This window comes from Moorella naiadis (nom. illeg.) (assembly GCF_051020825.1).
GTDB lineage: Bacteria > Bacillota > DSM-521 > Neomoorellales > Neomoorellaceae > Neomoorella > Neomoorella naiadis.
This window is the reverse complement of sequence record NZ_JAXGFQ010000006.1, coordinates 1-25,996: the sequence shown is the minus strand read 5'-3', so window position 1 is coordinate 25,996 and position 25,996 is coordinate 1. Positions and strand designations below refer to the sequence as shown.

Annotated in this window: 25 protein-coding genes; 3 read left to right on the top strand and 22 right to left on the bottom strand. The window is 60.1% G+C overall.

Annotation, left to right across the window (positions count from 1 at the left end; translation table 11 throughout):
• Positions 1-18: 18 nt before the first annotated feature.
• The 19 genes from SDD30_RS05330 to larB all read right to left on the bottom strand — a co-directional run bounded on the left by SDD30_RS05330 (position 19) and on the right by larB (position 19,114).
• Entirely contained in the window at positions 19-420 is a 402-nt protein-coding gene (locus SDD30_RS05330; RefSeq protein ID WP_434073897.1) for a cytidine deaminase, read from the bottom strand.
• A gap of 171 nt (positions 421-591) precedes the next feature.
• Entirely contained in the window at positions 592-933 is a 342-nt protein-coding gene (locus tag SDD30_RS05325) for a diacylglycerol kinase family protein (RefSeq protein WP_434073896.1), read from the bottom strand.
• A gap of 1 nt (position 934) precedes the next feature.
• Positions 935-1,405 carry an rRNA maturation RNase YbeY gene (gene ybeY, locus SDD30_RS05320; protein WP_434073895.1) on the bottom strand — a complete coding sequence of 157 codons (471 nt, stop codon included), beginning with the start codon at positions 1,403-1,405 and terminating at the stop codon, positions 935-937.
• A complete protein-coding gene (locus tag SDD30_RS05315) occupies positions 1,374-3,542 on the bottom strand; it encodes an HD family phosphohydrolase (RefSeq protein ID WP_434073894.1) in 2,169 nt (722 codons plus the stop codon). The genes ybeY and SDD30_RS05315 overlap by 32 nt, the downstream gene beginning before the upstream one ends.
• Positions 3,543-3,548: 6 nt before the next feature.
• Entirely contained in the window at positions 3,549-4,541 is a 993-nt protein-coding gene (locus SDD30_RS05310; protein ID WP_434073893.1) for a PhoH family protein, read from the bottom strand.
• 97 nt (positions 4,542-4,638) lie between these two features.
• Positions 4,639-5,934 carry a sporulation protein YqfD gene (gene yqfD, locus SDD30_RS05305; RefSeq protein ID WP_434073892.1) on the bottom strand — a complete coding sequence of 432 codons (1,296 nt, stop codon included), beginning with the start codon at positions 5,932-5,934 and terminating at the stop codon, positions 4,639-4,641.
• Positions 5,931-6,257 (bottom strand): sporulation protein YqfC, encoded by a 327-nt coding sequence (gene yqfC, locus SDD30_RS05300; protein ID WP_434073891.1) that lies wholly within the window; start codon positions 6,255-6,257, stop codon positions 5,931-5,933. The genes yqfD and yqfC overlap by 4 nt, the downstream gene beginning before the upstream one ends.
• 147 nt (positions 6,258-6,404) lie before the next feature.
• Positions 6,405-6,581: a 30S ribosomal protein S21 gene (gene rpsU, locus SDD30_RS05295; RefSeq protein ID WP_434073890.1), complete on the bottom strand. Its 177-nt coding sequence runs from the start codon at positions 6,579-6,581 to the stop codon at positions 6,405-6,407.
• An 89-nt stretch (positions 6,582-6,670) separates the two neighbouring features.
• Positions 6,671-7,015, bottom strand: coding sequence for a histidine triad nucleotide-binding protein (locus SDD30_RS05290; protein WP_434073889.1), 345 nt, complete (start codon positions 7,013-7,015; stop codon positions 6,671-6,673).
• A gap of 68 nt (positions 7,016-7,083) precedes the next feature.
• Positions 7,084-8,436, bottom strand: a complete 1,353-nt coding sequence (gene mtaB / locus SDD30_RS05285; protein ID WP_434073888.1) for a tRNA (N(6)-L-threonylcarbamoyladenosine(37)-C(2))-methylthiotransferase MtaB — start codon at positions 8,434-8,436, stop codon at positions 7,084-7,086.
• A 395-nt stretch (positions 8,437-8,831) separates the two neighbouring features.
• Positions 8,832-9,572, bottom strand: a complete 741-nt coding sequence (locus SDD30_RS05280; protein ID WP_434073887.1) for a 16S rRNA (uracil(1498)-N(3))-methyltransferase — start codon at positions 9,570-9,572, stop codon at positions 8,832-8,834.
• Positions 9,573-9,590: 18 nt separating this feature from the next.
• The gene (gene dnaJ, locus SDD30_RS05275) at positions 9,591-10,739 is read right to left on the bottom strand and encodes a molecular chaperone DnaJ (protein WP_434073886.1); all 1,149 of its coding nucleotides are present in this window, start codon (positions 10,737-10,739) and stop codon (positions 9,591-9,593) included.
• Between the two features lie 13 nt (positions 10,740-10,752).
• On the bottom strand, positions 10,753-12,612 hold the full coding sequence (gene dnaK, locus SDD30_RS05270) for a molecular chaperone DnaK (RefSeq protein WP_434073885.1): 1,860 nt from the start codon (positions 12,610-12,612) through the stop codon (positions 10,753-10,755).
• A complete protein-coding gene (grpE, locus tag SDD30_RS05265; RefSeq protein ID WP_434073884.1) occupies positions 12,605-13,339 on the bottom strand; it encodes a nucleotide exchange factor GrpE in 735 nt (244 codons plus the stop codon). The genes dnaK and grpE overlap by 8 nt, the downstream gene beginning before the upstream one ends.
• Before the next feature lie 72 nt (positions 13,340-13,411).
• Complete coding sequence (gene hrcA, locus SDD30_RS05260; protein ID WP_434073883.1) at positions 13,412-14,446, bottom strand: heat-inducible transcriptional repressor HrcA; 1,035 nt, start codon at positions 14,444-14,446, stop codon at positions 13,412-13,414.
• 101 nt (positions 14,447-14,547) lie between these two features.
• Positions 14,548-15,699, bottom strand: a complete 1,152-nt coding sequence (gene hemW, locus SDD30_RS05255) for a radical SAM family heme chaperone HemW (protein ID WP_434073882.1) — start codon at positions 15,697-15,699, stop codon at positions 14,548-14,550.
• Between the two features lie 344 nt (positions 15,700-16,043).
• On the bottom strand, positions 16,044-17,876 hold the full coding sequence (lepA, locus tag SDD30_RS05250; protein WP_434074023.1) for a translation elongation factor 4: 1,833 nt from the start codon (positions 17,874-17,876) through the stop codon (positions 16,044-16,046).
• A 54-nt stretch (positions 17,877-17,930) separates the two neighbouring features.
• Positions 17,931-18,269 (bottom strand): phage holin family protein, encoded by a 339-nt coding sequence (locus tag SDD30_RS05245; protein ID WP_434073881.1) that lies wholly within the window; start codon positions 18,267-18,269, stop codon positions 17,931-17,933.
• Between the two features lie 74 nt (positions 18,270-18,343).
• On the bottom strand, positions 18,344-19,114 hold the full coding sequence (gene larB / locus SDD30_RS05240; protein ID WP_434073880.1) for a nickel pincer cofactor biosynthesis protein LarB: 771 nt from the start codon (positions 19,112-19,114) through the stop codon (positions 18,344-18,346).
• Positions 19,115-19,499: 385 nt separating this feature from the next.
• On the opposite strand from larB, the gene spoIIP reads away from it, so the two are divergent.
• The 3 genes from spoIIP to SDD30_RS05225 all read left to right on the top strand — a co-directional run bounded on the left by spoIIP (position 19,500) and on the right by SDD30_RS05225 (position 21,152).
• Entirely contained in the window at positions 19,500-20,537 is a 1,038-nt protein-coding gene (gene spoIIP / locus SDD30_RS05235; protein ID WP_434073879.1) for a stage II sporulation protein P, read from the top strand.
• Between the two features lie 63 nt (positions 20,538-20,600).
• Positions 20,601-20,864: a 30S ribosomal protein S20 gene (rpsT, locus tag SDD30_RS05230; protein ID WP_434073878.1), complete on the top strand. Its 264-nt coding sequence runs from the start codon at positions 20,601-20,603 to the stop codon at positions 20,862-20,864.
• 93 nt (positions 20,865-20,957) lie between these two features.
• Positions 20,958-21,152, top strand: a complete 195-nt coding sequence (locus tag SDD30_RS05225; protein ID WP_434073877.1) for a hypothetical protein — start codon at positions 20,958-20,960, stop codon at positions 21,150-21,152.
• A 20-nt stretch (positions 21,153-21,172) separates the two neighbouring features.
• On the opposite strand, the gene holA is transcribed toward SDD30_RS05225, so the two are convergent.
• The 3 genes from holA to SDD30_RS05210 all read right to left on the bottom strand — a co-directional run bounded on the left by holA (position 21,173) and on the right by SDD30_RS05210 (position 25,752).
• The gene (gene holA / locus SDD30_RS05220) at positions 21,173-22,162 is read right to left on the bottom strand and encodes a DNA polymerase III subunit delta (RefSeq protein ID WP_434073876.1); all 990 of its coding nucleotides are present in this window, start codon (positions 22,160-22,162) and stop codon (positions 21,173-21,175) included.
• Between the two features lie 15 nt (positions 22,163-22,177).
• Entirely contained in the window at positions 22,178-24,721 is a 2,544-nt protein-coding gene (locus SDD30_RS05215; protein ID WP_434073875.1) for a DNA internalization-related competence protein ComEC/Rec2, read from the bottom strand.
• Positions 24,722-25,488: 767 nt separating this feature from the next.
• Positions 25,489-25,752: a tyrosine-type recombinase/integrase gene (locus tag SDD30_RS05210; RefSeq protein WP_434074022.1), complete on the bottom strand. Its 264-nt coding sequence runs from the start codon at positions 25,750-25,752 to the stop codon at positions 25,489-25,491.
• Between the last annotated feature and the right edge of the window lie 244 nt (positions 25,753-25,996).

Sequence of the window (25,996 nt, the reverse complement as noted above, 5' to 3'; positions counted from 1 at the left end):
CAGGCACCTCTTTTAACGTTATATATCACTCGTATTCAGCTTAAAGGTATCCGGCAGCAGTTCCTTTAACAGCCGCCGCTGGAGGGGACCACCGGGCTGGCCGGTGAGGACCTCCAGGTCCGGGGCAAACTCGGCCAGGACCTGGCGGCAGGCACCGCAAGGAAAACAGGCGGGCAGGTCACCGCCGACGACGGCCAGGGCGATAAAATCCCTTTCCCCGGCGGCTACGGCCTGGAAGAGGGCCACCCGCTCGGCGCAAACGGTCAAACTGTAGGAGGCATTTTCAATATTGCCGCCGCTGTAGACCCGGCCCCCGGCCGCCAGCAGGGCCGCGCCGACTTTGAACCGGGAATAGGGTGCGTAGGCCTTAGCCTGCGCGGCCGCCGCCGCGGCCAGTAAATCCTGCGGGTTATAAGCCATGATGTGAACCCCATTATAATTTTACCATTAGCCAGGATAACAAGCAAAGTTTTCTAAGGGATAAAGTTCAGCCACCCCCGGCGCCGAGCAAGGCTCCAGCGCCTAGTTTGCTAGCCGCGAACCATGGAGCCTGGAGCCTATACCGCTACCCGAAACCGTAGGTAACTATAGTTAAAAGCCCAACCGCGGTCCAAAAATAAAATAGGCCACGAACAGGGCGCCCAGGGCGGTGATTAAAACAGCCCCGGCGGCCACATCCTTGGCCACCCGCGCCAGGGGGTGATACTGTTTGATGTAGAGATTCACCGTTACTTCTACGGCTGTATTTAGAGCCTCGGCCGCCAGGACCATGGTGATGGTGATGGTCAGGGCCACCCACTCCCAGGGCTGCACCCGGAAAATTATGCCGGCCAGGATTACCGCGGCCATGGCCAGCAGGTGGATAACCATATTGATCTGGGTCCGCAGGCAATAATGGATACCAGCCAGGGCAGCGCCCAACTTCCTGAGCATTTTAACGACTCAGCCCTGCCTCAGCCAGGATGGCCTCCTGGCGCTCTTCCATGGCGGCTGCTGCATCTGCCGTCCCGTGATCGTAGCCCAGAAGATGCAGGAAGCCATGCACAGCCAGGAAGGCCAGTTCCCGGGCCAGGGAATGGCCATATTCTCCGGCCTGGCGGACGGCGGTAGGCACGGAGATAACAATGTCCCCCAGGAGCCTGTCCACCCCGGGGTCGTAATAAACAGGCTCAGCAGCGCCCGCCTCCTCCAGGGCGAAGGAAAGGACATCCGTGGGGGCGTCTACCCCTCGGTAGTTACGGTTGAGTTCCTGGATGGCCGCATCATCCACCAAGGTCAGGGCCACCTCGGTGTTCCCCGTTACCCCTGCCGCGGCAGCGGCGGCCGCTAGAACCCGCCTGAGGGCGGCCAGGAGTTCCTCATCCAGGGGGTAATCATCCTGCTGATTGTTTATGGAGCACTCCATTACGGCCCTTTCTCCTTTCCATCTCCTTGAGGATCACGTCCGGGTATTCCACCCGGGTGTGGAAAATACCGTTTAAGACCCGCATGAAGGCCTCAGCAATGACCGCCAGTTCCCGGAAGGTGAGGTCACTGGCCTCCAGCTGGTTATCCTCCAGTTTTTCCCGGATAATCTTGCGAATAAAGCCCTCCATCCGGCCGGGGGTAGGCTTGGGCAGGGAGCGAATGCCGGCCTCAATGCTATCGGCCAGCATGACAATGGCTGCCTCCTTGCTCCGGGGTTTGGGGCCCTCGTAACGAAAATCGTCGGCCGTAACCTCTTTCTCATCCCGGCAACTCTCACAGGCCTTGTGGTAAAAATAGGATATCAAGGTCTCCCCGTGGTGCTGGGCGATGATGTCCTGGATGACCTGGGGCAGGCGAAATTCCCGGGCCATCTCCAGGCCGTCCTTGACGTGGCAGGAAATAATCAGGGTGCTCAGGGTCGGCGCCAGCCGGTCGTGGGGGTTCTCCGCCGTCACCTGGTTTTCAATGAAAAAATACGGCCGCTTGAGCTTGCCGATATCGTGGTAATAGGCTCCCACCCGGGCCAGGAGGGAATCCGCCCCTACGGCGTTGGCCGCCGCTTCGGCCAGGTTACCCACCAGGATGCTGTGGTGATAGGTACCCGGGGCTTCCAGGAGCAGCCGTTTCAACAGGGGATGGTTGGGATCGGACAGCTCCAGCAGCTTGACGGCCGTAGTGATGCCGAAGCTGTTCTCCAGGAACGGCAGGAAGCCGATGGTCAGCACGGCCGACAGGAGGCCGTTGGCCAGGGCCAGGCCGGCGGCGATGCTGAGCTGGAAAAGGGTAGCTTTAAGCATCAACCCCAGGGTCACGACGCTCAAAAGGTTGGCCAGCATCAAAAAGAGGCTGGACCGGGCCAGGTCGGAACGGTGGCTCAGATGGGCGACGCAGTAAATACCCGTCAGGCCGCTGATGACCCCGGCGGCCGTGAACTGGTAGTAGTTACCGCCCAAAATGCCGGCCTCCAGGCCCAGGAAAAGGGTAAAGACCACCGCCACCTGGGCATCCACCAGGATGGCCACCAGCATGGAGCCGGCCGCCACGGGCATCAGGTAACCCACCAGCCGGGCCATTTCGGGCCGGCCTCCCAGGCTGATAGCCACCACCCCCCGGGAGAAGACCAGAAAAATCAACCACAGGAGGCCCAGCAATAACAGGAGCTGGCCGTTGTTGTAAATATCCGGCTTAAAAATGCGCAGGAATAGCAGTAAGATAGCTACCAGCAGGGCCTGAAAGATAAAGAGGCCGATAAAGCCACCCCAGGAGGTGCCGGTACGCAGGAGGCCGAGCTTTTGCAGGGCTTCAATCTCCTCCGCCGTGACCAGTTCACCGTCGCTGACGACCTTCTCCCCCTGGCGAATGGTCACCTGTACCGGGACTACCTCGGCCCGGGCCTTGTCCTGCTTCTGCATGGTAGCAGCAACGTCGTAAATCAGGTTGGGCTTGAGGTTGAGCTGCCTGAGGATGGCGACAACGAGGGGCCGGTATTGATCGCTAATCCCCGCCGTCTCCACGGCAGCCAGCATCTTGTCCCGGGCGGCGTTCAGGGCGTCCTGGGGGACAGCCTCACCCATGACCTGATTGATAATATTTCTGGTACTGGCAGCCAGGCTGTTAAGGCTCGCGGTATCGGCTGCCGCCAGGGCCTGCAGGGTCGCCGGGGGCAGCTGGAACTGGTTCAGGCGTTCTTTTAAACGGTTGACCCGCTCGTTGGTATCGCTGGTACTATTATTTATCTCCCGGATGGACTGGAAAATACCATCGGCCTGGCCGGTCAGGGCGCTGACTACGGTATTATCCACCCGGTAAACCGGGGCTACCTGCCGGGCTGCTTCTTCCCTGGCCTTCTGGGTCAAAACCTCGCTTTCATAAACAATGCCCTGGGGAGCTTTAAAATCCCGGGGGCTGGGTTGACCGACGGCCAGGTCGAGCTTCTGGGGCAGGAAGTCCAGGGCTATAATAGCTGTGGCAATGATAAAAAGGATCAACCCCCAGGTGATCCGTCTGGTGATAAACCTGGGGCCGAGCCGGGCCAGCAGCGGGTACAGCAGCTGATCCAACCGCTGCCAGGGCACATCCGGTCACTCCTCCGTCTTATTTCTTTCGTAGGCTTTAATAATCTCCTGGACCAGGGGATGGCGCACCACGTCGGCTTCCGTCAAGTACTCGATGGCGATGCCCTCGATGCCCTTCAGGATGTGCTGGACCTCCACCAGGCCGGAGGTGGTCTCCCGAGGCAAATCGACCTGGGTAATATCGCCGGTGATTACCGCCCGGGAGCCAAAGCCGATGCGGGTTAAAAACATCTTCATCTGCTCGGAGGTGGTGTTCTGGGCCTCGTCCAGGATGATAAAGGCGTCGTCCAGGGTCCGGCCCCGCATGTAGGCCAGGGGCGCTACTTCTATAATATTTTTTTCCATATACTTTTGTGCCGTTTCCAACCCTAAAATGTCATAAAGGCCGTCATAGAGGGGACGCAGGTAGGGATTAACCTTTTCCTGCAGGTCACCGGGGAGAAAACCGAGTTTTTCGCCCGCCTCCACTGCCGGCCGGGCCAGGACAATCCGTTCGACACTACGGGCCCTCAGGGCGTTGACGGCCATTACTACTGCCAGGTAGGTTTTACCGGTACCGGCCGGGCCGATACCGAAAACGATATCATAACGGCGCATGGCCTGGATATAACGCAATTGCCCCAGGGTCTTGGGCCGGATTTGTTTACCCCGGGGTGTAACATAGATCACTTCTCCTAGAGCCCGGGCCAGGTCCGGCTGGTTCTGGCCTTCGTCCTGCCGGCGGATCAGGTTCCAGGTGTAGTTGATGGTGGCGGTGTTGATGGTCGTGCCCGTCCGGGAGAGCTTGATGAGCTGCCGGAAGAGCTTTTCCAGGGTCTGAACCTCCCGGCGGTCACCGCTCAGGGTGATTTCGTTGCCCCGGGCGATGATGCGGGCGGTGGTATGCTCCTCGATAAACTTGAGGTTTTCATCCTGGCGGCCGAAGAGGTTGGCCGCTTCCCCATTATTGCCTGCCGTTAACTTTACTTCGTAGATATCAGGCAAGGGTTTGATAATCATCTCCTTCGCGGTAGGGCACTAATATTGAAAGCTTCAGCACTTTATTATAGCTTTTATTGCTATGATAGTAAAGATGTAGGGTTCGCTAGCCGGGACGTCAACCCCCGGGATGGGGCACCGCAGGGCTGCCGCCCGGGGTCAGCTGGCCCTGCAGGGGAACAACCTGGCCGATATCCTCTTCGGTTTCTACCCAGGCCCGTACCCGGACCACCCTTGCTCCGGCATCGCTTAAGGGGAGAACCTTCTCCCCAGTAATGAGGGTCCCCGCCGGGAGCCCGGCCTTCAGGTCCGCCAGGGCCTGCTGGCCGGCGGTCCGGACCGCCTCGTCATAGCCGAGTGCCTGTTCCTGCACCCGGACCTCGCGATAGGTACTGATAATAAGTTCGACGAGCGTGGGAAAATTCCTCCAGGAGGGTAGGGCGTAAACCCTATTTTCCTGGCGGTAATAGCTATAGGGGGGCACAGCCGGGCCGCGGAGTACGTACTGGCGGCCGGGGGTCTTAATGATTATCGTCTGCTGCTGCCGGCCGGTGGGCTCCTCCCGGACCTGGCGGCGATCTATCTCTTGCTCCTTTTCGTACCAGACCCGGGCCCGGACAATACCCCGGGCCCGGACCAGGCGTGGTTCCGGCCGGGGCTGCTGCTGTTGGAGGGGCTCGTCCGGTTTTTTCTCCGGCTCCGGGGGCAGGATCAGTCCAGAGATGAGGATCTCCCCTTGGCGTACGGTATCGCCGGTTGCCACCCGCCCCTCACCGCTCATCACCAGGATCTGCTTGATTACGCCGTCCTTGGCAGCGATGATGCTGGCCGGCATTTCATACTCATCTTCCGCCGGAGCAGCCACCCTTTCGACTACCCGGATCTCGGCCCTGGTGCCGTGGAAGCTGAGGCCCACCCAGGCCAGCTGGGGCAGGCGGCGCTCCAGGGCCCGTTCCAGGGTACGGGTATCAATACCGCCCTTCCGGGTGCCGGGCTTTAAGCCCTCGGCCCTGGCGGCAGCGACGACCTGGGCCGGCGTAACCTGGCGCAGGGGTCCTTTTTCCGGCTGGACGTCGACTACCCAGACAAAGGCCGAAAGGATATAAATAGCCAGTATAAAGAAAAAGACCCCGGCCAGGAGGATCTGCCGGCCGTGCAGGCGGCGGTTGAAGAAGGGTAGGCCCCGCTTGTCCACAATACGGACCCGGCAGTGGCTCGCCCGGGCCAGGGGACGTAATACCCGGTACTCGCTAACTGGCATTTTCACCTGGATCCGGCCTTTGCCGGTGCGGGTGATGTCCCAGAGGCGCAAACCACGGGCCAGGGCCAGGTTGAGAAAGGCCGCGGGGTCGTCACCGCTAATGCTCAGAACCAGGTAACCGGCCAGGTAGGCCTGCCAGTCACGGATCGTCACGTTACCTCATGCCTCCCCCAGGGGCTGAATTCCAGGGAGTGAATAGTGCCTTCCAGGGCGATGGCGTCGGGTTTGATCTCCAGCAGGAGGAGCCCGATGCCTTTAATGGCCAGTACGCCGGTAGAAGTCTTCAGTTTTACCAGTTCGGGCTGGTAGGTAACAATACCCCGATGGTTCTCCAGCAACAGGCGGCTGTCACCCACCAGGGTCAGGCGGGGTAAATCCAGGGCCGCCTCTGGAGGTAACTCCAGAAAATCGGTGATTGTCTTTTCGACCCGCCTGGCCCTGGCTACCAGGCGACGGCGCCAATTATGCTTGGCCATCCTGTTCCCTCCTGCCACTACTCTATGCGCCGGGGGCCGAAAAAAGACCGCAAAAAACCCGGTCCCCAAGGACCGGGTTTTTCTCCCCTTAATTTTGGCAACCACCGGGTTTTTTGTTGTAGGGGGTGGGGAAAGATCTTAGCTTTTTTAGTGCCAGCGACGTTTACGGGCGGCTTCGGATTTCTTTTTACGCCGTACGCTCGGTTTTTCGTAATGTTCGCGGCGCCGGGCCTCTGAAAGGACGCCGGATTTCTGGCAAATCCTTTTGAAACGCCGCAGAGCGGCGTCCAGGGTTTCGTTTTTACCAATTTTAACCTCGCTCAACTACTGTTTCCCTCCCCCCGCCAGCCCGGTGTTAGCTGTCCCCCAACAGCTTTGCATAAAATTTATTATAGTCGATCCTCCTGGTAGCGTCAACCCAGAATCCGCAGCTGGCGACCGCCCAGGAGATGGAAATGAAGGTGAAAAACGGCCTGGCCGCCTTCCTCCTTGCAGTTATTAACTACCCGGAAACCCCGGTCAGCGAGACCCAGCTCCCGGGCCAGCTTGACGGCCACCAGGTGAAGGTAACCGACGAGCTCGCTATCCTCCGGGGTAATGGCCGTCAGATCGGTGATATGCTTCCGGGGGATAATCAGGATATGCACCGGGGCTACCGGATGGATATCTTTAAAGGCGACCACCCGGTCATCCTGGTAAACCACCTCCGCCGGGATCTTGCCTGCCGCTATCTGGCAAAAGATGCACTCTTCAGCCACGCGCTCTTTGCTCCTTTCCTTTAATCGGGGCTGTCCCAGGACACCGCCCCCCTAAATGCTCTGGTATATTAATTTCTCCCTCCGGTGCCATTTTCCTGCCTCTCCCTAACATCTTTTTCTAATTTGCCCCAAATTAAACTCCCGCGCAACTCCTGCAGCCGGACTGGAAGCAGGCGGCCGGTGAGGTCCGCCGGCGCCGGAAAGGCTACCCGCAGGTAGTTCCCCGTCAGGCCCTCCTGGTACCCCGGGTAACCAGGGAGGGGGCGTTCCATCAGGACATCCAGAGTTTGGCCTAAGAACTCGCGGGCATACTGACGGCTGAGGTACCGCCCTATTTGCAGCAGGCGCCTTTCCCGCTCTTTCTTTACCTCTGCCGGCACCTGATCGGGCATGGTCGCCGCCGGGGTCCCCCGGCGGGGGGAGTAAGGGAAGACGTGGATACCCGCCAGGGCGGCTGCTTTGACTACGGCTATAGTCTGTTGAAACATGGCTTCCGTTTCCCCGGGAAAGCCGACCATAACGTCACTGGTAAAGGCCGCCCCGGGCCGGCCGGCGCGCAAGTCAGCAATCAGCTCCAGGTAATCCCGGCCGGTGTAGCGCCGGCCCATCCGGTCCAGGATGGTGTCAGCACCGCTCTGGAGGGGGATGTGGAAGTGGGGACAGATAACCTCTTCCCTTATCAGGACGGCCCGCAGTTCCGGCGTGAAGTCCAGGGGATCAATGGAGCTGATACGCAGCCGCCTGAGGTCCGGCACCTGGACCAGCTTTTGTAGGAGGGCGGCCAGGCTTATATCCCCGTCCAGGTCACGGCCGTAGGCGCCGGTATGCACCCCTGTCAGGACGATCTCCAGGTAACCGGCAGCTACCAGGCGCTGCACTTCGGCCAGGATCGCCTCAGGCTCCCGGCTGCGTAAAGGTCCACGGGCGTAGGGGACGATGCAATAGGTGCAGAATTCCTGGCAGCCTTCCTGGATTTTTAAGAAAGCCCGGGCACGGCTGACCTCTACCAGGGGCAGCTCTTCGAAGGCTTCTCCCTTTGCGTGGGGCTTGACATAGTTAAGGGGGGCCGCAGCCTCCCTGGCCTTGGCCACCAGCTCGACCAGGCGGTGCCGGTCCCTGGTCCCCACCACCAGATCAACGCCGGGGATGGAGAGAACCTCCCCTGGTGCCACCTGGGCGTAACATCCCGTGACGGCCACCACTGCCCCGGGGTTGGCCCGGATAGCCCGGCGGATCAACTGGCGTGATTTACGGTCGCTGATATGGGTCACCGTACAGGTGTGGACGACGTATACGTCGGCCGCCTCCGGGAAGGGGACCACCTGGTAGCCGGCCTCCAGGAAGAGGTGCTTGATGGCTTCCAGTTCGTTCTGGTTGACTTTACAGCCCAGGCTGGCCAGGGCTACCCGGGGCGCTGGCACCGGATATTCACCTTCCTTCTGTGAAAGTAGGGGTCTACTAAACTGGAACGGATCCTATACTATAGTGCCGGCGGGTACAGGCTCAGGCTCCGGTGGTTTTCGGCTAGCAAACTTGGCGCTCAGCCTCCCGCGGCGGCGGGGGTGGCTGGGCTTCATCCCTTTAAATAACCTCATCGGGGCGTGTTACTCTTCGTCTCTAAAGGTACGCAGCGATCCCCATCCCGTTCACCGCCGCCGCGGTTCGGCTTCGCTGAGTTTGCTAACGCCTCAAACCAAAATCGCCTTTCGCCTGTACCCGCCGGTACCTGTCTTATAGCAACGGTTATTTTCAATTCCGCCCGAGTTATTTACAGTTCCGCCCGGCGGCCTGCTGTGTTTCAAGCCTCCTCCGAGAACTACCCCAGGTCGCCCAGGGCGTACATAACGGCCGCCAGGCAGGCAAGGCCGGCGGTTTCCGTCCGCAAGATCCGGGGCCCCAGGGTTACGGGCCGGCCGCCGTAGTTCCGGATCAGTTCGATCTCCGCCGGGCTGAGGCCCCCCTCGGGTCCTACCAGCAGGGTGACTTCCGTGACTGCCGGGAGCCGGGCCAGGACGTCCCTCAGTCCCAGGGAACGTTCTTCTTCCCAGGGTACCAGCAGCAGGCTTCCCGGTGCCAGGCCGGCCAGGGCCTCGAGCAGCCCCAGGGGCCCGCTGACCTCCGGGATGCGGTGCCGCCCGCTCTGGCGGGCGGCAGCCAGGGCCTTCTGCTGCCAGCGTTCCCGGCGCCGGGCAGCGGCAGCCGGATCCGGCCGGGGGACGGCACGTTCAGTGGTCAGGACGCTAATCCTGGCTACCCCTAATTCTGTACACTTTTCAATGATTAAATCCAGTTTGTCCCCCTTGGGCCAGCCCTGGAGGAGGGTTACCCGGAGGGAGGGCTCGGTGCTGGCCAGGGGCTCGGTTACTTCTACGGCGACCCGGTCCCCGTTGACGGAGGCTATCCGGGCCCGATAACCCCGGCCGCCGCTGTCGGCCAGGGTGATATTCTCCCCACGGCGGAGACGCAGGACCCGGACAGCGTGGTGGGCATTCTCCCCTTCCAGGAGCACCATCTCTCCGGGAGCCGCCACTGTGGATAGAAAAAAATGGTGGGCCAAACGGCTCACCCCCTGTAACTAGCCCATGAAGGCGTCCTTTACTTTACGGAAAAAGCCTTTATCCTGTTCCCTGGCCCCCCGGGGTTCCGTGCCGTAGGCCTGGGCGAATTCCCGCAGGATCTCCCTTTGTTTCTCGTTAAGGTTAGTCGGCGTCTCGACGTGGACCCGGACGTGCTGGTCGCCCCGGCCGACGCCGTTCAAACGGGGAATGCCTTTGCCCTTCAGGCGGAAACTGGTACCGCTCTGGGTCCCGGGCGGGATGTTGAGTTCGACTTTGCCGTCCAGGGTGGGCACCCTGATGCTGTCGCCCAGGGCAGCCTGAACCATGGAAACCGGCACCTCGCAAAGGACGTCGTAGCCGTCCCGCTGGAAGAGTTTATGGGGCCGGACGTTGATATAGATATAGAGATCCCCGGGCGGGCCACCGCGACGGCCACCCTCGCCCTCGCCGGCCATCCGCAACCGGGCGCCGGTATCCACCCCCGGCGGGATTTTGACTTTAATCTTACGAGTCCGCTGGACGACCCCGCGGCCGTGGCAGCGGGAACAGGGCGTTTCAATGATTGTTCCCTGGCCCTGGCACTGGTGGCAGGTGCGAATGGTCTGGAATTGCCCCAGGGGTGTCCGCTGGGCGATGCGGATCTGCCCGGTACCATGGCAGGTGGGACAGGTTTTGGGCTTGCTGCCGGGTGCCGCCCCGCTGCCGTTACACTCCGGGCATTTTTCCTGGCGCGGTATACCGACCTCTTTCTCGACCCCGAAGGCAGCTTCCTCAAAGGAGATTTCCAAATCCAGGCGCAGGTCGTCGCCGCGCTGGGGTCCCTGGCGCCGGGCCGAACCGCCCAGGCCCCCGCCGAAGAACATGTCAAAGATATCGCCGAAGCCCCCGAAATCGGCCCCGGCGCCGCCAAAGTCAAAACCGCCGAAGCCAGGCCCGCCGGCCTCGGTACCGGCGTGGCCGAACTGGTCGTAGCGGGCCCTTTTATCGGCGTCACTCAGGACTTCGTAGGCTTCCTGGACCTCTTTGAACTTCTCTTCGGCTTCTTTATCCCCGGGGTTCATGTCCGGGTGATACTGGCGCGCCAGCTGGCGGTAAGCCTTTTTGATCTCCGCCTCCGAGGCATCCCGGGAAACCCCCAGGACCTCGTAGTAATCGCGCTTAGCCATGGCAGATCACCGGCTATTCTTTCTTGTCGTCGTCGACGACTTTATAATCGGCGTCGTAGACGTTACCGTCTTTGGGCGTTTCGCCGCCGGCGTTACCCTGACCCTGGCTTGCCCCCTGATCCTGGGCTCCGGCTTGAGCGCCAGTCTGCTGGTAAACTTTAGTGGTCAGGGTATAGAGGGCCTGGGAGAGGGCCTCCATTTTCTCCTTAATTTTGGCGCTATCCTTGCTGTCCAGGACGTCCTGGAGTTCCTTCTTCGCCTTTTCGATGCGCTCGACATCAGTCTGGTCGGCTTTATCTTTAAAATCCTTCAGGGTGCGCTCGGTCTGGTAGATGAGGGAGTCGGCCTGGTTCCGGGTCTCGATTTCTTCCTTGCGGCGGCGGTCGGCCTCGGCCGAAGCCTCGGCGTCCTTGACCATCCGCTGGATCTCCTCTTCGCTCAGGCCGCTGGAGGAGGTGATGGTTATGGCCTGCTGTTTACCGGTACCCAGATCCTTGGCCGAGACGTGGACAATGCCGTTGGCGTCGATATCAAACTTGACTTCAATCTGCGGTATGCCCCGGGGCGCCGGTGGGATGCCCGTCAGCTGGAAGCGGCCCAGGGTCTTGTTATCGGCGGCCATGGCCCGCTCGCCCTGGAGGACGTGGATCTCCACCGTGGTCTGGTTGTCGGCGGCGGTGGAGAAGATCTGGCTTTTGGAAGTTGGAATAGTAGTATTGCGCTCGATTAGCTTCGTAAAAACGCCGCCCAGGGTCTCGATGCCCAGGGAAAGGGGCGTCACGTCCAGGAGCAGCACGTCTTTGACCTCACCGGCCAGGACACCGGCCTGGATGGCCGCCCCCAGGGCGACACATTCATCGGGGTTGATGCCCTTATGGGGTTCCTGGCTCAGGATCTTGCGCACTGTTTCCTGCACCAGGGGCACCCGGGTCGAACCGCCCACCAGTAAAACCTTGTCGATATCCTTGGGTTCCAGGCCGGCATCGGCCAGGGCGCGGCGGGTCGGTCCCACGGTCTGTTCCACCAGGTCGGCAATGAGTTCTTCAAACTTGGCCCGGGTCAGGTTGACATCGAGATGGATGGGGCCGTTGGGCGTCGCCGAGATAAAGGGCAGGTTGATATTGGTGCTGGTCATCCCGGAAAGCTCAATCTTGGCCTTTTCGGCAGCTTCCTTTAAACGCTGCATGGCCATTTTATCCTGGCTTAGGTCCACGCCGTGCTCCCGCCGGCAGACATCCACCAGGTAATCCATCACCCGCTGGTCGAAATCGTCGCCCCCCAGGCGGTTGTTACCGCTGGTGGCCTTGACTTCAAAGACGCCGTCGCCCAGTTCCAGGATGGAGACATCAAAGGTGCCCCCGCCCAGGTCGTAAACCAGGATGGTCTGGTCCTCGCCTTTATCCAGGCCGTAGGCCAGGGAGGCGGCGGTGGGCTCATTAATAATCCGCAGGACCTCCAGGCCGGCAATGCGGCCGGCGTCCTTGGTCGCCTGGCGCTGGCTGTCGGTGAAGTAGGCCGGCACAGTGATGACGGCCTGGGTGACCTTTTCCCCCAGGTAGGCTTCGGCGTCGGCCTTGAGCTTTTGCAGGATTATGGCCGAAATCTCCGGCGGTGTGTACTCCTTGTTGTCGATCTTGACCTTATAATTGGTTCCCATATGACGCTTAATGGACATTACCGTCCGGTCGGGATTGGTAATGGCCTGGCGCTTGGCTACCTGGCCGACGATGCGCTCACCCTCTTTGGTAAAGGCGACTACCGACGGTGTGGTCCGGCCACCCTCGGCGTTGGGGATAACGACCGCCTCCCCGCCCTCCATCACAGCCACGCAGGAGTTAGTCGTCCCCAGGTCAATACCGATTACTTTACTCATTGTGATCTACCCCCTGTCTGTTTTCCTCACCAGATGGGCCGGCAACGGCCACTTTGACCATAGCCGGCCGTAAGAGTTTGCCCTGCAATGTATAGCCGCGGCGGAATTCGGCCACTACCAGGTTGGCCTGCTCCGGATCCTCTGTTTCCTCGCGGGCTACAGCCTCATGTAATTCTGGGTTAAAGGGCTGCCCCACGGCTGCCACCGGGGCCAAACCCTCCTGTTCCAGGAGGGTCATTAACTGGCGCTGAATCAATTCTACCCCCGCGGCCAGCCCGGCACCTTCACTATCCGCCGCTGTCGCCAGGGCCCGTTCCAGGTTATCCACCACCGGCAGGAGGCCGCTAATTAGGCGGGCGGCAGCCAGCCGGGTTAATTCCTCCTGTTCCCGGCGGGTGCGCTTGCGGAAGTTATCGAAATCCGCCTGCAGCCGCAGGTAACGTTGCTGTAATTCGGCCAGGGCCGCCGTTTTGCTGGCCACTTCCGCCCGCAGGCTGTCTAATTCTTCCCTGCTGACCACCCCGGTCGTATCTTCCCCTTCCTCTGGTGTGGCAGCAGCCCCTTCCGGTCCGGATCCCGGTTGGTTTCCGTCCTGTTCCAGCTCAGAGGTCGGCGGTACGGGTTGCTCCACGGTGACCCCGGGTTCGCCTGGCTGTGGACCCTTTTCCGGGCCGGACTTCTCGGCCTGCATTTCCTGCCGATCCTGATCCGTTAATTTTAAATCCAATCAGCCCTTCACTCCTTTCGCAAAAAAAGCCAGCACCCCAAGGCACCGGCCGGTTGCAGGTGACCCTTCACACTACCGGTAGAGCTGCTCCAGGGTCTGGGATAAAGCATCCGCAACACACCGGAGAACCGAAATGGCCCGGGCATATTGCATCCGCGTCGGCCCCAGCAGACCTACCTTGCCCTTAATCTTGCCTTCGACAGCATAGCTAATGGTCACGACACTGCAGTTTTCAATGCCCTCTAATCTATTTTCCTGGCCGATGCGGATGGTGAGGCCACTGGCCGGCATAGCCATAAAGATCCGCCGCAGGGCTTCATCTTTGTCCAGGAGGGATAGCACCCCCCGCACCCGGTCCAGGTCCTTAAACTCCGGCTGGTTTAAGATATTGAGAGTCCCATCCCGGTAGACCTTCTCCCCGCCCTCCAGGGATAGAATCTGCTGGAGCAATTCTTTGACCAGGTTGACCAGGTTGCGGTGCTGGGCCAGTTCGCGAAAGATATCGCCCAGAACCATCCGGCGCAGGTCATCCAGGGCCCAGCCCTGCAGGCGGGCATTGAGAACCCGCGAGATCCGCTCCAAATCCGCCGGGGTTACATTCCCGGGCACGGTAAAGACCCGGTGTTCTATGACACCGGTACTGGTAATGGCAACCAGCAGGGCTTTATTGACCGCCTGGATGGGCAAGACCTGGACCTGCTCCAGGGAAGCCCGACCCTGGTCAGGTCCCAGGGCAATGGCAGCATAGGAAGTCATATCCGAGATGAGCCGGGTTGTCTCAGCCAGGACCTGCTCGATCTCCAGCATTTTCTGGTTATAGCGCCGGCGGACATACTCCTCTTCCTCCGGCGTTAAGCTGGCCGGCGGCAGCAGACAATCGACATAGTAACGATAACCGTGATCCGAAGGCACCCGGCCGGCCGAGGTATGGGGTTGTTCCAGCAGGCCCATCTCTTCCAGGTCGGCCATCTCATTCCGGATGGTGGCCGGACTGACGCCCAGGTTGTAGCGCCGGGCAATGGTACGGGAACCCACCGGTTCCCCCGTCAGAATATAGTCCTGGATAACGGCCGCCAGGACCTTTTGTTTCCGCGCATCCATCCGCATGATTTTCACCTTCTTGTTAGCACTCCTGTGTTACGAGTGCTAAGTGCTTTAACTAAAACATACCACCCCCCTCGGGTTTTGTCAAGGAAAAGTAAGGCCCCCTAGACAAAGGCCACGAAGACCTCGTTGGCCAGGGGCAAACCCCTGGCCGTCAGCCGCAGGCGGCCGCCTTTTTCCTCCACCAGCCCGGCCTGGTACAAAGGGGCCAGCTCGCCGGCGTAAACCTGCCGGGGGTCGGCCCCAAAGCGCCGCCTGAAGGCTTCCAGGTCGACGCCCTCCAAGAGGCGCAGTCCCAGGAACATGGTCTCCCCCATCTGCTGGTGCCGGGTCAGGGTCGCGATCTCCGCCCGGGGCAGCCGGCCGGCGGCTACGGCTGCGCCGTACTGCTCCAGGTCGCGATAATTCTGCCAGCGCTGTCCCTGCCAGGAAGAAGCCGCCGCCACCCCTAGCCCTAAGTAGGGCTGGTTTTGCCAGTAGGTGAGGTTGTGGCGGCACTCGTACCCCGGCCGGGCAAAGTTAGATATCTCATACTGTTGGTAACCGGCGGCCGCTAAGGTTTCCCTGGCCTCCTGGTACATGGCCAGCTCCAGGTCCTCGCCGGGATGATCGAGCTGGCCGGCGGCCGCCAGGCGCCCCCAGGGCGTACCCTCCTCGATCTGGAACCCGTAGGTGGCGATATGCTCGGGCCGGAGAGCAATGGCTTCCTTTAAAGTAGCCTGCCAGACAGCCAGGTTCTGGCCCGGCAGGCCGAAGATCAGATCCAGGTTGATATTGTTAAAACCGGCTCCTCGGGCCAAATCGTAAGCCTGGTAAATATCCGGCCGGCGGTGGATCCGGCCCATGGCCGTCAGGAGGTAATCAGCAAAGGATTGGACCCCCAGGGAGAGGCGGTTGACCCCGGCGGCCCGCAGAACCCGCAGTTGTTCCCGGGTGATGGTGCCCGGGTTGGCTTCCACTGATACCTCTACCCCGGGTTGCCAGCCGAAATAGTTTTCTGTAGCCTCCAGGACTTCCGCCAGCCGGGCGGCCGGCAGGAGGGTTGGGGTACCGCCACCCAGGAAAACCGTCGCCACCGGCCCGGGTTGCCAGGTCCTGGCTGCCAGCTCCATTTCCAGCTCCAGGTGGCGACAATAAGCGGCTACTACCTCCGGGGGCTGGCCGGGGTAGGAAACAAAGTCACAATAATTACACTTACGGGCGCAGAAGGGGATGTGGATATAAAGGGAAACACCAGCTTTTGTTAAAAGCTCCAATGAGCGAGCCCCCAAACGCGATTAACCCCATCGCGTTAATCCAATTCCTTCAAAAATAGGGTTCTGCCAAAAGTGGCTACTGATGCCAGCACGCTTCTCAGGGTGAGACAGGTTCCCTTCAGGCGCTGGTGGCGCCATTATACTTGTATCGAACTAAGCGCCAAGGCGCCTTCCGGGAACCTGTCTCACCCTATATACTTGCGTTACGATCCCCATCCCGTTCACCGCCGCCTCGGCTCAAGGCTTCGCTGAGTTTGCTTTCGCCTCGAACCAAGTCGCCTTCCGCCTATAGCCACCAGCCCCTGCCTCCCCTTCCGAGAAGGTAGGTCTGGGGTAAGCCCCCGTTACTTGCCGGACTTTAAGACGGCCATAAAGGCCTCCTGGGGGATATCCACCGTCCCCACCTGCTTCATGCGTTTCTTGCCTTCCTTTTGCTTCTCCAAAAGCTTCCTTTTCCGGGTCACGTCGCCGCCGTAGCACTTGGCCAGGACGTTCTTCCGCAGGGCCGGGATGGTCTCCCGGGCGATGATGCGGCTGCCGACGGCGGCCTGGATGGGCACGTCGAAGAGCTGGCGCGGGATCAGCTTGCGCAGGGATTCCGCCAGGGCGCGGCCGCGCTGGTAGGCCTGGTCACGGTGGATGATGAGGGACAGGGCGTCAACCACCTCGTTATTGACCAGGATATCCATCTTGACCAGGTCGGACGGGAGGTAACCCTTTAAAGCATAATCCAGGGAGGCGTAACCACGGGTCCGGGTTTTTAGCTGGTCAAAAAAGTCGTAGATTATCTCCGCCAGGGGCAGGTCGTATTTCAAGGACACCCTCTTTGCGGAGAGGTAATCCAGGTTGAGAAAGCTGCCCCGTTTTTCCTGGCAGAGCTCCATGACCGGGCCGACGAAGTCTTTGGGCGTCATGATGGTGGCCTCGACAAAGGGCTCCTCAATGTGGTCAATGAGGGTCGGCGCCGGCAGGGCTGTAGGGTTGTCGATCATGATTACGCTGCCGTCAGTGCCCACCACCCGGTAGACCACGCTGGGGGCGGTGGTGATGAGTTCCAGGCCGTACTCCCGCTCCAGGCGTTCCTGGACGATCTCCATGTGCAGCAGGCCTAAAAAGCCGCAGCGAAAGCCGAAGCCCAGGGCTACCGAGGTCTCCTTCTCAAAGGTTAGGGAGGCATCGTTTAGCTGGAGTTTTTCTAGGGCGTCCCGGAGGTCGTCGTAGCGTTCGGATTCCACTGGGAAGAGGCCGCAATAAACCATGGGCATGACCCGGCGGTAGCCAGGCAAGGGTTCCCGGGCCGGGTGATCAACGCTGGTGATGGTGTCGCCCACCCGGGTATCCTTGACGTTCTTAATACTGGCAGCCAGGAAGCCCACTTCCCCGGCCGCCAGGGACGCCACCGGCCGCGGTGCCGGGGTGAAGACACCCACCTCGTTGACCTCGAACTCGGCGCCGGTAGCCATAAAGCGAATCCGGTCCCCCTTACGGACCTCGCCCTGGACCACCCGGAAATAGGGAATGGCGCCCCGGTAACTATCAAAAATGGAATCAAAGATCAAGGCCTGCAGGGGTGCCTCTACGTCGCCCCGGGGCGGCGGTATCCGGCGGATAATGGCCTCCAGGATCGCCTCCGTCCCCTGGCCGGTCTTAGCCGAGGCCAGGATGGCTTCACTGGCGTCCAGGCCGATGACTTCTTCAATCTCCCGCCGCACCCGCTCCGGCTCGGCGCTAGGCAGGTCGATTTTATTGATCACCGGGATGATCTCCAGGTTATGCTCCAGGGCCAGGTAGACATTGGCCAGGGTCTGGGCCTCGATCCCCTGGGCAGCATCGACTACCAGCAGGGCGCCTTCGCAGGCAGCCAGGCTGCGGGAGACCTCGTAGGTGAAGTCGACGTGACCCGGGGTATCAATGAGGTTTAAGATGTATTCCTGCCCGTCCCGGGCCTGATAGCGCAGGCGCACGGCCTGGAGCTTGATGGTAATACCCCGTTCCCGTTCCAGGTCCATGGTATCCAATACCTGATCGACCATCTCCCGCTGGCTCAGGGCGCCGGTGTACTCCAAGAGGCGGTCGGCCAGGGTCGACTTGCCGTGGTCGATATGGGCGATGATGCTGAAATTACGGATATTTTTTTGGGCCACAGGTAATCTTGTTCCTCCCCCGTCAACTGGCATCATTATAACAGAAAGCGGGCCGGGCTAAAAGCCCGGCCCGCCGGCTGGCTCTATCTAGCGTAATTCGGTGGGGACAAAGGCGTCGATTATCCCGATCACCAGGGCTGCCAGCAGGGCGCCCAGAATATTGACGCTTAAGTACGCGGGGATAATAAACTGGGCGACATAGATGACAATGGCGGCAACAATAAAACCGACTATGCCGCGACCGTGGGGCGATATCCTTTTACCGAGGACGGCTTCAACTACCCAGCCCAGAGCAGCAATGACTACGGCTGCAATGAGGGCGCCGGTAAATCCTGCCACCCTGATGCCGGGGAGGATGAAGCCTACCAGCATTAAAACCAGGGCCGAAACGACGAAACGTACTACCGCACCTACCCAATTGGTCATCTTCTTCACCTCCTTCCATTCGGCTATAGCATTGCCCAGCAAGGAGGTGTTTTATACAGTTCCTGGTCGCCCAGTTAATCTTTTTCAGGCCGGAGCCTCTTTAGCCTGGTGATGGTGGTGGCCAGGGCAGCGGCGCCGAAGCCGTTATCGATATTGACAACGCCGATGCCGCTGGCGCAGCTGTTGAGCATGGTCAAAAGGGCGGCCAGGCCGCCGAAACTGGCGCCATAGCCGATACTGGTGGGTACGGCAATGACCGGCCGGTCGACCAGGCCGGCAACAACGCTGGCCAGGGCGCCTTCCATCCCGGCGACGACAATCACCACATCAGCCCGGCGTACCAGGTCCACCCGGCCCAGAAGGCGGTGGATGCCGGCGACCCCGACGTCGTAGACCCGCTCGACCTCGTTGCCCATCACCGTTGCCGTGACGGCCGCCTCTTCGGCTACCGGCAGGTCGGCAGTACCGGCGCTCAAGACGGCCACCCGGCCGCCGGTGGGTTTGATCTCGCCCCTGTCGACGACAATGGTCCGGGCCAGTTCGTTAAAAACAGCTGCCGGCAGGCGGGCAGCCACCTCCTGGTAGGTCTCCCGATCCGTCCGGGTCACCAGCACCGTAGAGCCTGCAGCCGCCAGCTGGCAGGCGATGGCTACGACCTGCTCCCTGGTCTTGCCCTGGCCGAAGATGACCTCCGGGAAGCCCTTCCGCAGGGGGCGGTGGTGGTCTACCTTGGCAAAGCCCAAGTCTTCGTCCCCCAGGTTTTTCAACTGCTCGATGACTGTTTCCAGGCCGGTCTGGCCGTTTTTGTAGGCCAGCAGCAGGTCCTTGAGTTGTTCGGCGTTCATTGATTATTCCTCCGAAAATAGGGTTCTACCAAAAAAGGCTGTAACTTACAGTAACCGCAACGGGCTGGCGGGTACAGGCTCCAGGCTCCGTGGTTCTCGGCGAGCAAACTTAGCGCTCAGCCTTGCTCGGCGGCGGGGGTGGCTCGGCTGTATCTCTTTGAATAAGTGCAGCGGGGATCAGAACTCTTCGCTCCTGAAGCCACGTTACGATCCCCATCCCGTTCACCGTCGCCTCCCTGCGGCTTCGCTGAGTTTGCTGACGCCTCGAACCAAGTCGCCTTCCGCCTGTACCCGCTAGCCCCTGGTACTAATTTCGACTAATGCCTCCTCAGGTCTAAATCGTCCTCTTCAGGAATAAAATGGCTAGCAGCGAGGGGGCGTTAAAGTGCGTATCCAGGTAATCACCCGCTGGCAGGCCCGGGCTCTGGGAGCCTTCCTCAGCCGGATACTCCTGGCCGGATTAATGATTATTGGACTGGCCGCCGGATCCTGGCAGTTGATCCGGGCCGGCCGCCAGGTGCTGGCCGGCTCGTCCGCCTGGTTGCCCACGCCCCTGCTGGAGGGTATGCTGCGGGAGGGGTTACCCTCCCTGGCCCTGCAAGGGGGTGAACCCCTCCAGAAGACCCCCGGGGCGGCTATATCTACCGCCCTGCAGGTCCTAGCCTCACCCCTGGTGGTTTTACCCGGACAGGACGGTGCCCCCAGCCTCCTGACCACGGAAGAGGAGTATGTCCTACCGGAACCGCCGGTGGATGAAAGCCCGCCCCCGCCGCCGGCGGAGATGGAGTCCCCCAGTGCTAAAAACCCCCTGGTAGCTATATACAACACCCACAACGCGGAATCCTACCAGCCCAGTGAAGGGAGCGCCAAATTTCCCGGCAAAAACGGCGGTGTCAGCCAGGTGGCTGCTACCCTGGCCGACACCCTGAGCAAGGAATATGGTATTCCGGTGGTGCGTTCCACCACCATTCATGATTATCCCGATTTTACCCGGTCTTATGCCAATTCCGAGAAAACCCTGAAGCGGATGCTGGCCGCCAATCCCTCCGTCCTGGTAGCCCTGGATATCCACCGGGACGCCGGCATACCAGAGCCCCCGGTCACGGAAATCGATAACCAAAAGGTAGCCCGGGTCTTAATTATCGTCGGTAGTGACGCCCGGCTGGAACACCCCAACTGGCGCCAGAACGAGGCCTTTGCCCGGCAGCTGGCCAAAAAAATGGATGAACTCTACCCCGGCTTGTGCCTAGGGGTACGGGTCCAGGAAGGACGCTACAACCAGCACCTCCTCCCCCGGGCCTTGCTCCTGGAATTTGGCAGCGACAACAATACCCTGGGGGAGGCTGAGCGTTCCGCCCGCCTGGTCGCCCGGGTGGTAGCGGAGGTGATCAAAGATATCCGCAAGGAAAACCCGGCCCGTTAAAACCGAGGGAGCTTGTTGCTTTTACCAGGTTCCCATGTTAAAATAGTCCCGGAGGTGAATGAGGTGCCCAATATTAAATCGGCCATCAAACGGGTGGAATTAACCCGTGTTCGTACCCTGCGCAATAAAGCTATTAAATCCAGTGTCAAGACGGCCATTAAGAAATTCCAGACAGGCCTTAACCAGGGCGAGGGTGATACCGCCGCCAGCCTGCGCCAGGCTCTCAGCGCCATTGATAAAGCCGTCACTAAAGGCGTCTTACATCCCAACACCGCGGCCCGGAAAAAGTCCGGCCTGCAGCGCCAGTTTAACAAGACCAGCGCCTGAACCGTAAGCAATAAATTTTTTGCCAATGTAATTATCCCCCCCTTATCCTGCCATAATAAAAATAGGCCATGCAGAAGGGGGGGATTTTACTTTATGGCAGAAAAACCTGGAACCGGTAAAAGCCCGGCCGAAAAGGCCGCCCGCCGCCGGGAAACCGAACTGGGTACCGAGGGCGCTGCCGGGGCCAATTATGAGTTCGCCACCGATGTGACGGCTCCCGGCACTAAAGTTGGCACCAATGTCAAGACGGGTTACGAAGTCAATCGCGAAAAAGCGACGAAGAAATAAGTCCAGCCAGGGGGGAGCCCTCAGTGCTCCCCCCTGGCTGTTATCGTCCAAATGGCTTGCTCCAGCAGGGGGCCGGGCTCGCCCTGGCCGGTCTTCAGGCCCGTGTCTACTTTTAATAATTCCTCCAAGGCCTGACCGGCGGCCGCCAGGGAAAAGTTCCGGGCCTGGGCCGCCGCCTTCCGGGCTACAAAGGGTTTAACCCCCAGCTGGGCCGCCAGGTTTTTATTACCCCCTGCCAGGTGTACCTGATAGATCAAGCGTAGCTGCCGGGCCAGCATGGCGACAATCCCCAGGGGCGCTTCGCCCCGGGCCAGGAGACGCCGCAATAGGCCGATGGCCCGGGCGGCCTGGCGGTTGCCCAGGCCATCGACCAGCTGGAAGATAGTGTTTTCAGCCTCAACCTCCGGTACCAGGGCCTGTACTACCGCCGGGGTAATGATCCCCGGGCTGCCCGTACAGGTCATGGCCTTGGCCAGCTCGTTACGGGCCTGCCGCAGGTCGCCGCCGGCCCGGGCCAGAAGCCGCGCCGCGGCCGGGGGCAGGGTATACCCTTCCTGCCGCGCCTCCCGTGCCAGCCAGGTTGCCAGTTCTTCTTCCCGCAGGGGTGAAAACTCCACCTCCCGGCCGGCATTAGCAATCTCTTTCATTGCCTTCAGGCGTTTGTCGATACTGCCGGCGACAACGAATACCAGGCAGGTGGACGGTTCCGGTCCTGCCAGATAGGCCAGCAGGCTCGTATCCTTCCAGGTCTCGTCGGCAGGATTTTTAATAACCACCAGGCGGCGTTCAGCCAGGGCCGGCAGGGTAACGGCCAGCATGGCGATGGCCGTCCCCGCCAGCTCCCGTCCGTCTAGTTCCTGGTAGTCGAAAGACTCTGCTTCCGGGGGAATAAGCCTTTCCTTGAGGTATTTTAAAGCCCGCTCCTGCAGGTAACCCTCACTGCCGTAAAAAAGATAAACCGGAGCGATGTGACCTTGCTCCAACTCGCGATCTAGTTCCTGCCAGTCCATAGCCTCCCCCTCCTGTTATGGAATAACCGTCTTTACCCGCCAGTTTTCCCCGTCGCTGCTAATGGTAATGGCCCCCTGCCGGTCAGTACGATAGATAGGTACGCCCTGCTTCTGCCAGTAAGCAATAATTTCCGGCGCCGGGTGGCCGAAATTATTCTTCTCCCCTACCGGGATCACCACCAGTTGCGGCGCCACCCGCCGGAGAAACTCCGGTTCCAGGCCGTAACGGCTGCCGTGGTGGGGGACTTTAAAGACCGTACTCTGCACGTCTACCCCGGATGTCGCCAGGTCGGTCATGGCCTCGGCTTCGATATCGGCGCTCAAAAGCAAGCTGAACCGGCGGTATAGCACCTTCAATACCAGGGAGTTGTTATTGCTGTCGGAGTTGCTACCGCTGATCTCCGGCCCGGGGTGCATGATGCTGATTACCAGGGCCGGGTCCAGGGCCAGGGTGGAGCCGCGGCCCGCCTCCTGCCAGGGGATCCCCCGCGCCCTTAATTCTGCCAGGAAGGGGCGGTACTCATTCGGCAGGGAGCCCCGCAGGGGCGGGACGACGACCAGGGCAACCGGCATCTCCCGCACTACGGTCACCAGACCCCCTATATGGTCGGCATCCGGATGGGTACTGACCACCACATCCAGGCGCCTTACCCCCTGGCGTTGCAGGAAAGGCAGCACTACCCTCTCCCCCACGTCAAAATCACCCTGGTCGAAGGGACGACCGCCGCCATCAACCAGGATCTTGCGGCCGGCAGGGGTGGCCAGGTAGATGGCATCTCCCTGGCCGACGTCGATAAAGGTTACCTGGAGTTCGCCCGGCTGTCCCGGGTGGTAAAAGTAAACCAGCATGGTTGCCAGGGCCAGGACGGCCACCACCGCCAGCTCGCGGCGGTGCCACTGCCACAGGGCCAGCCAACGGGGTTCCCGGCGGCGCAACCAGAATTCCCGAAAAAGGATCATAGCCAGGTAATAACCGCCAATAGCTGCCGGCGTAGGGGTGGCCAGGGGCAGGGTTATACCCGGCAGGCCGGCCAGAAAGGTGAGGAAGGCCAGCAGCAAGTTCATCAAGGGGCCCAGGGCGGCAAAAATGGCTACCGCCGGGGGTATACTCACCAGGGCCAGACAGGAGGCGGCCAGGCCCAGGGTGACAATGGCCTCCACCAGGCCGAAGGTTACCAGGTTGGCCGGCAGGCTTGGGAGGGAAACAAAGTTGAAGTAATAGATTACCAGGGGCAGGGCGGCTAGCTGGGCTGCCAGGGGCACCACCAGGTAACGCCGCCAGGGCGGCAACCGGGCCAGGAGATCATCGATTAAGGGGTAGAAATAAACGAGGCCCCAGGTAACGGCAAAGGAGAGTTGGAATCCACTATCATAAAGGGAACGGGGGCGGACCAGCAGGATGAGCAGGGCTGCCAGAGCCAGGGCGGTATAGAAGTCCCGCCGTTCGCGGCGCCACCAGGCCACCAGCCCTACGCCTGCCATGACGGTCGCCCGGTTCACCGAGGGCGTAAAACCGGTTACAGCGGCGTAAAAGATGAGGCCGGCCAGCCCCAGGGACGTTGCCGTACCTTGTTTAAGCCCCAACAAACCGGCCAGGGCCATAATTATTAGCAGCACCAGGGCGGTATTGGAGCCGCTGACGGCGAAGAAGTGGAAAACCCCCAGGTTTTTAAAAGTGTCGCTGTCCTGCTCCGTCAATTCCTCAACATCACCGAAGAGGAGGGCGGCCATGATGCCCGCCTGGCGGGACGGCAGGGCGGCTGTGATGGCCGTTTTTACCCGTGTTTTAGCCGCCAGGGCCAGGCGCACCAGGGGGTTACCGGGTTCGGTGCCCAGTTTGACGATAGCCTGCGGGTTATCGAGGAGCATTCGGTTGTAAATGTACTGCCGCGCCAGGTAGGCAGCATAATCGAACTCCCCGGGGTTACGGGCCACCGGCGGGGCCGTCAACTGGCCGTGGACACGGAGAAGGTCGCCATAGTGATACCGCGAAAGGAAGGCATCCCGGCCTACAGCCGGACCGTCGTGGAGGGGCCAGGGAAGGGGGTCAACCGCAAGAGGAGGCCCTACGAATGGCCCTTTATTACTGGTCTTCACGGTTGACCGGTCCCCCGCCGGGCGGTAAAGTACCACCTGGACCTTTTCCTTAACCTGCTGGCAATAATCTCCCTGCCCTATCTCCCTAGCCAGCAGGGTGTAAACGACCCGGTTGGGGTAGACCCGGGGTTCCTCGATCACTACCCCGGTGAGGTCCAGAAAGGTATCCCGGTCGCCGGCCAGCCGGCTCTGGTTCATGCTGCTATCCCAGCTGTAAATAAAAACCCCCAGGGCCACAAAACCGGCCAATAAAAAGACCTGCCAGGCCGCCCGCTGCGGCGGGCGCCAGAACAGGTAAGCCAGAGCCCAGAAGACCAAGGCCAGGACCAGAGACCAGATCAATATCCCGGCACCTGCCGCCGCTAACCCCACCGGACCTGTTCCCGTTACCCCTCCCGCCCCGGCAGACACCAGCCGCGCCAGGAGGAGACCGGCCATATAAGCCAAGGTAACCGCAACCAATGGCCTCGCACTCATACGGTAAATTTCGCCAGGATGGCCCAGGATTCCTGCCGGTCGTTCTAAGCAAAAAAGAATTTATTACCGCGCGTCCAGCCGTTGGATGCGCAAAAAAGTTTGCAGCCATTAGTCTGGCGGTAGTTCAGGCTCGCTATGGTACGTCCACCGCGCTGCCTCCATAGATGTCTATCTGGGCGCACCGGCACTACTTCTGGGAGATCTTCTTCACCTTACCGGTTTTTCTGATGGGCCGGATCCTGGCGGGAGGTCTTATCCAATTGCTAAACAAGGCCTTCCGTAGTTCCGGCACGGTTATTTAAATTGCACTTAACCAGTTCAGACGAACATCGCCATACCATCGCCGTACCCACTCCCTTTGATGAACATAATAACCATAAAGTTGTATTAAAGTACCCGCCCTATTTCCAATTATTCTCCCGAGACTTGCTAACAAGGGGATACTTTTTCTGCCATTTATCCTTGAACTCGGTGAACTTTAATTCTGCCTCCTTGATGGCGGTTGCCGCAAACCTCGCAAAACGTAAATTGGCCTCTTGCAGTAAATCAGGTGTAATAGTCAGATAGACTGCTGTAGATGTAGGATGGACATGCCCCATGAAGGTTGATAGGTGAAAAAGTCTGGTTCCCGGGTCAATACCGGCGAGGTACCAACGGAGCAAGGTACTGACAGCAAATGAGTGTCTCAGATCATGCAGGCGGGGAAGAGAAACCCCCTCTGGCACTCGCAATCCAAGCTGGGGAATCAGAGACTAAAATGTCATACCAATCGTGTGGCGATTTATGGGACGGACCCCGAAAAAGGTAAACAAGAAATCCTCCGGTAGAGGTGGTCCGTGTTTTTTAAACTGCATTTCCAGATACTCCTGAAGAAGCTCTTTCATTCGGGGACCAAAGGGAACGAGGCGGCTCTTGTAAAACTTGGTTTGCCGAATAATCAATAGTGATCGCTCGATGTCCAGATCACCAAAACAAAGCCGAGAAACCTCTCCAACCGTGAGGCCAAGACCGTACAGCAGGGCAAATATGGTTCGATAGGTAATGCCCCGGAGAGGTGTGTTTTGTCTATGATAGCCTAATAGTATGCCACCGTAGTCATTGAAAAGTACCCCATCTCAAGATAAACTCACTAAAGTGGGTCACTACGGAAGTGAGGTAAATAGGGGTTATGATTAACTTGTTTCAGAAACAGGAACTCATTTTAAAATACTACCAGGAAGGAGAATCCCAACGAAGAATTTCCAGACAGACAGGTATCTC

Bases quoted from the DNA above. Each gene is read 5' to 3' on its own strand.
- SDD30_RS05225 (WP_434073877.1), top strand. From the start codon at position 20,958: ATGGCAGAAAAACCTGGAACCGGTAAAAGCCCGGCCGAAAAGGCCGCC.
- SDD30_RS05325 (WP_434073896.1), bottom strand. From the start codon at position 933: ATGCTCAGGAAGTTGGGCGCTGCCCTGGCTGGTATCCATTATTGCCTG.
- larB (WP_434073880.1), bottom strand. From the start codon at position 19,114: ATGAACGCCGAACAACTCAAGGACCTGCTGCTGGCCTACAAAAACGGC.
- yqfC (WP_434073891.1), bottom strand. From the start codon at position 6,257: ATGGCCAAGCATAATTGGCGCCGTCGCCTGGTAGCCAGGGCCAGGCGG.
- lepA (WP_434074023.1), bottom strand. From the start codon at position 17,876: ATGCCAGTTGACGGGGGAGGAACAAGATTACCTGTGGCCCAAAAAAAT.
- SDD30_RS05330 (WP_434073897.1), bottom strand. From the start codon at position 420: ATGGCTTATAACCCGCAGGATTTACTGGCCGCGGCGGCGGCCGCGCAG.
- SDD30_RS05310 (WP_434073893.1), bottom strand. From the start codon at position 4,541: ATGATTATCAAACCCTTGCCTGATATCTACGAAGTAAAGTTAACGGCA.
- dnaJ (WP_434073886.1), bottom strand. From the start codon at position 10,739: ATGGCTAAGCGCGATTACTACGAGGTCCTGGGGGTTTCCCGGGATGCC.
- SDD30_RS05245 (WP_434073881.1), bottom strand. From the start codon at position 18,269: ATGACCAATTGGGTAGGTGCGGTAGTACGTTTCGTCGTTTCGGCCCTG.
- ybeY (WP_434073895.1), bottom strand. From the start codon at position 1,405: ATGGAGTGCTCCATAAACAATCAGCAGGATGATTACCCCCTGGATGAG.
- holA (WP_434073876.1), bottom strand. From the start codon at position 22,162: ATGGACTGGCAGGAACTAGATCGCGAGTTGGAGCAAGGTCACATCGCT.
- dnaK (WP_434073885.1), bottom strand. From the start codon at position 12,612: ATGAGTAAAGTAATCGGTATTGACCTGGGGACGACTAACTCCTGCGTG.
- hrcA (WP_434073883.1), bottom strand. From the start codon at position 14,446: ATGCGGATGGATGCGCGGAAACAAAAGGTCCTGGCGGCCGTTATCCAG.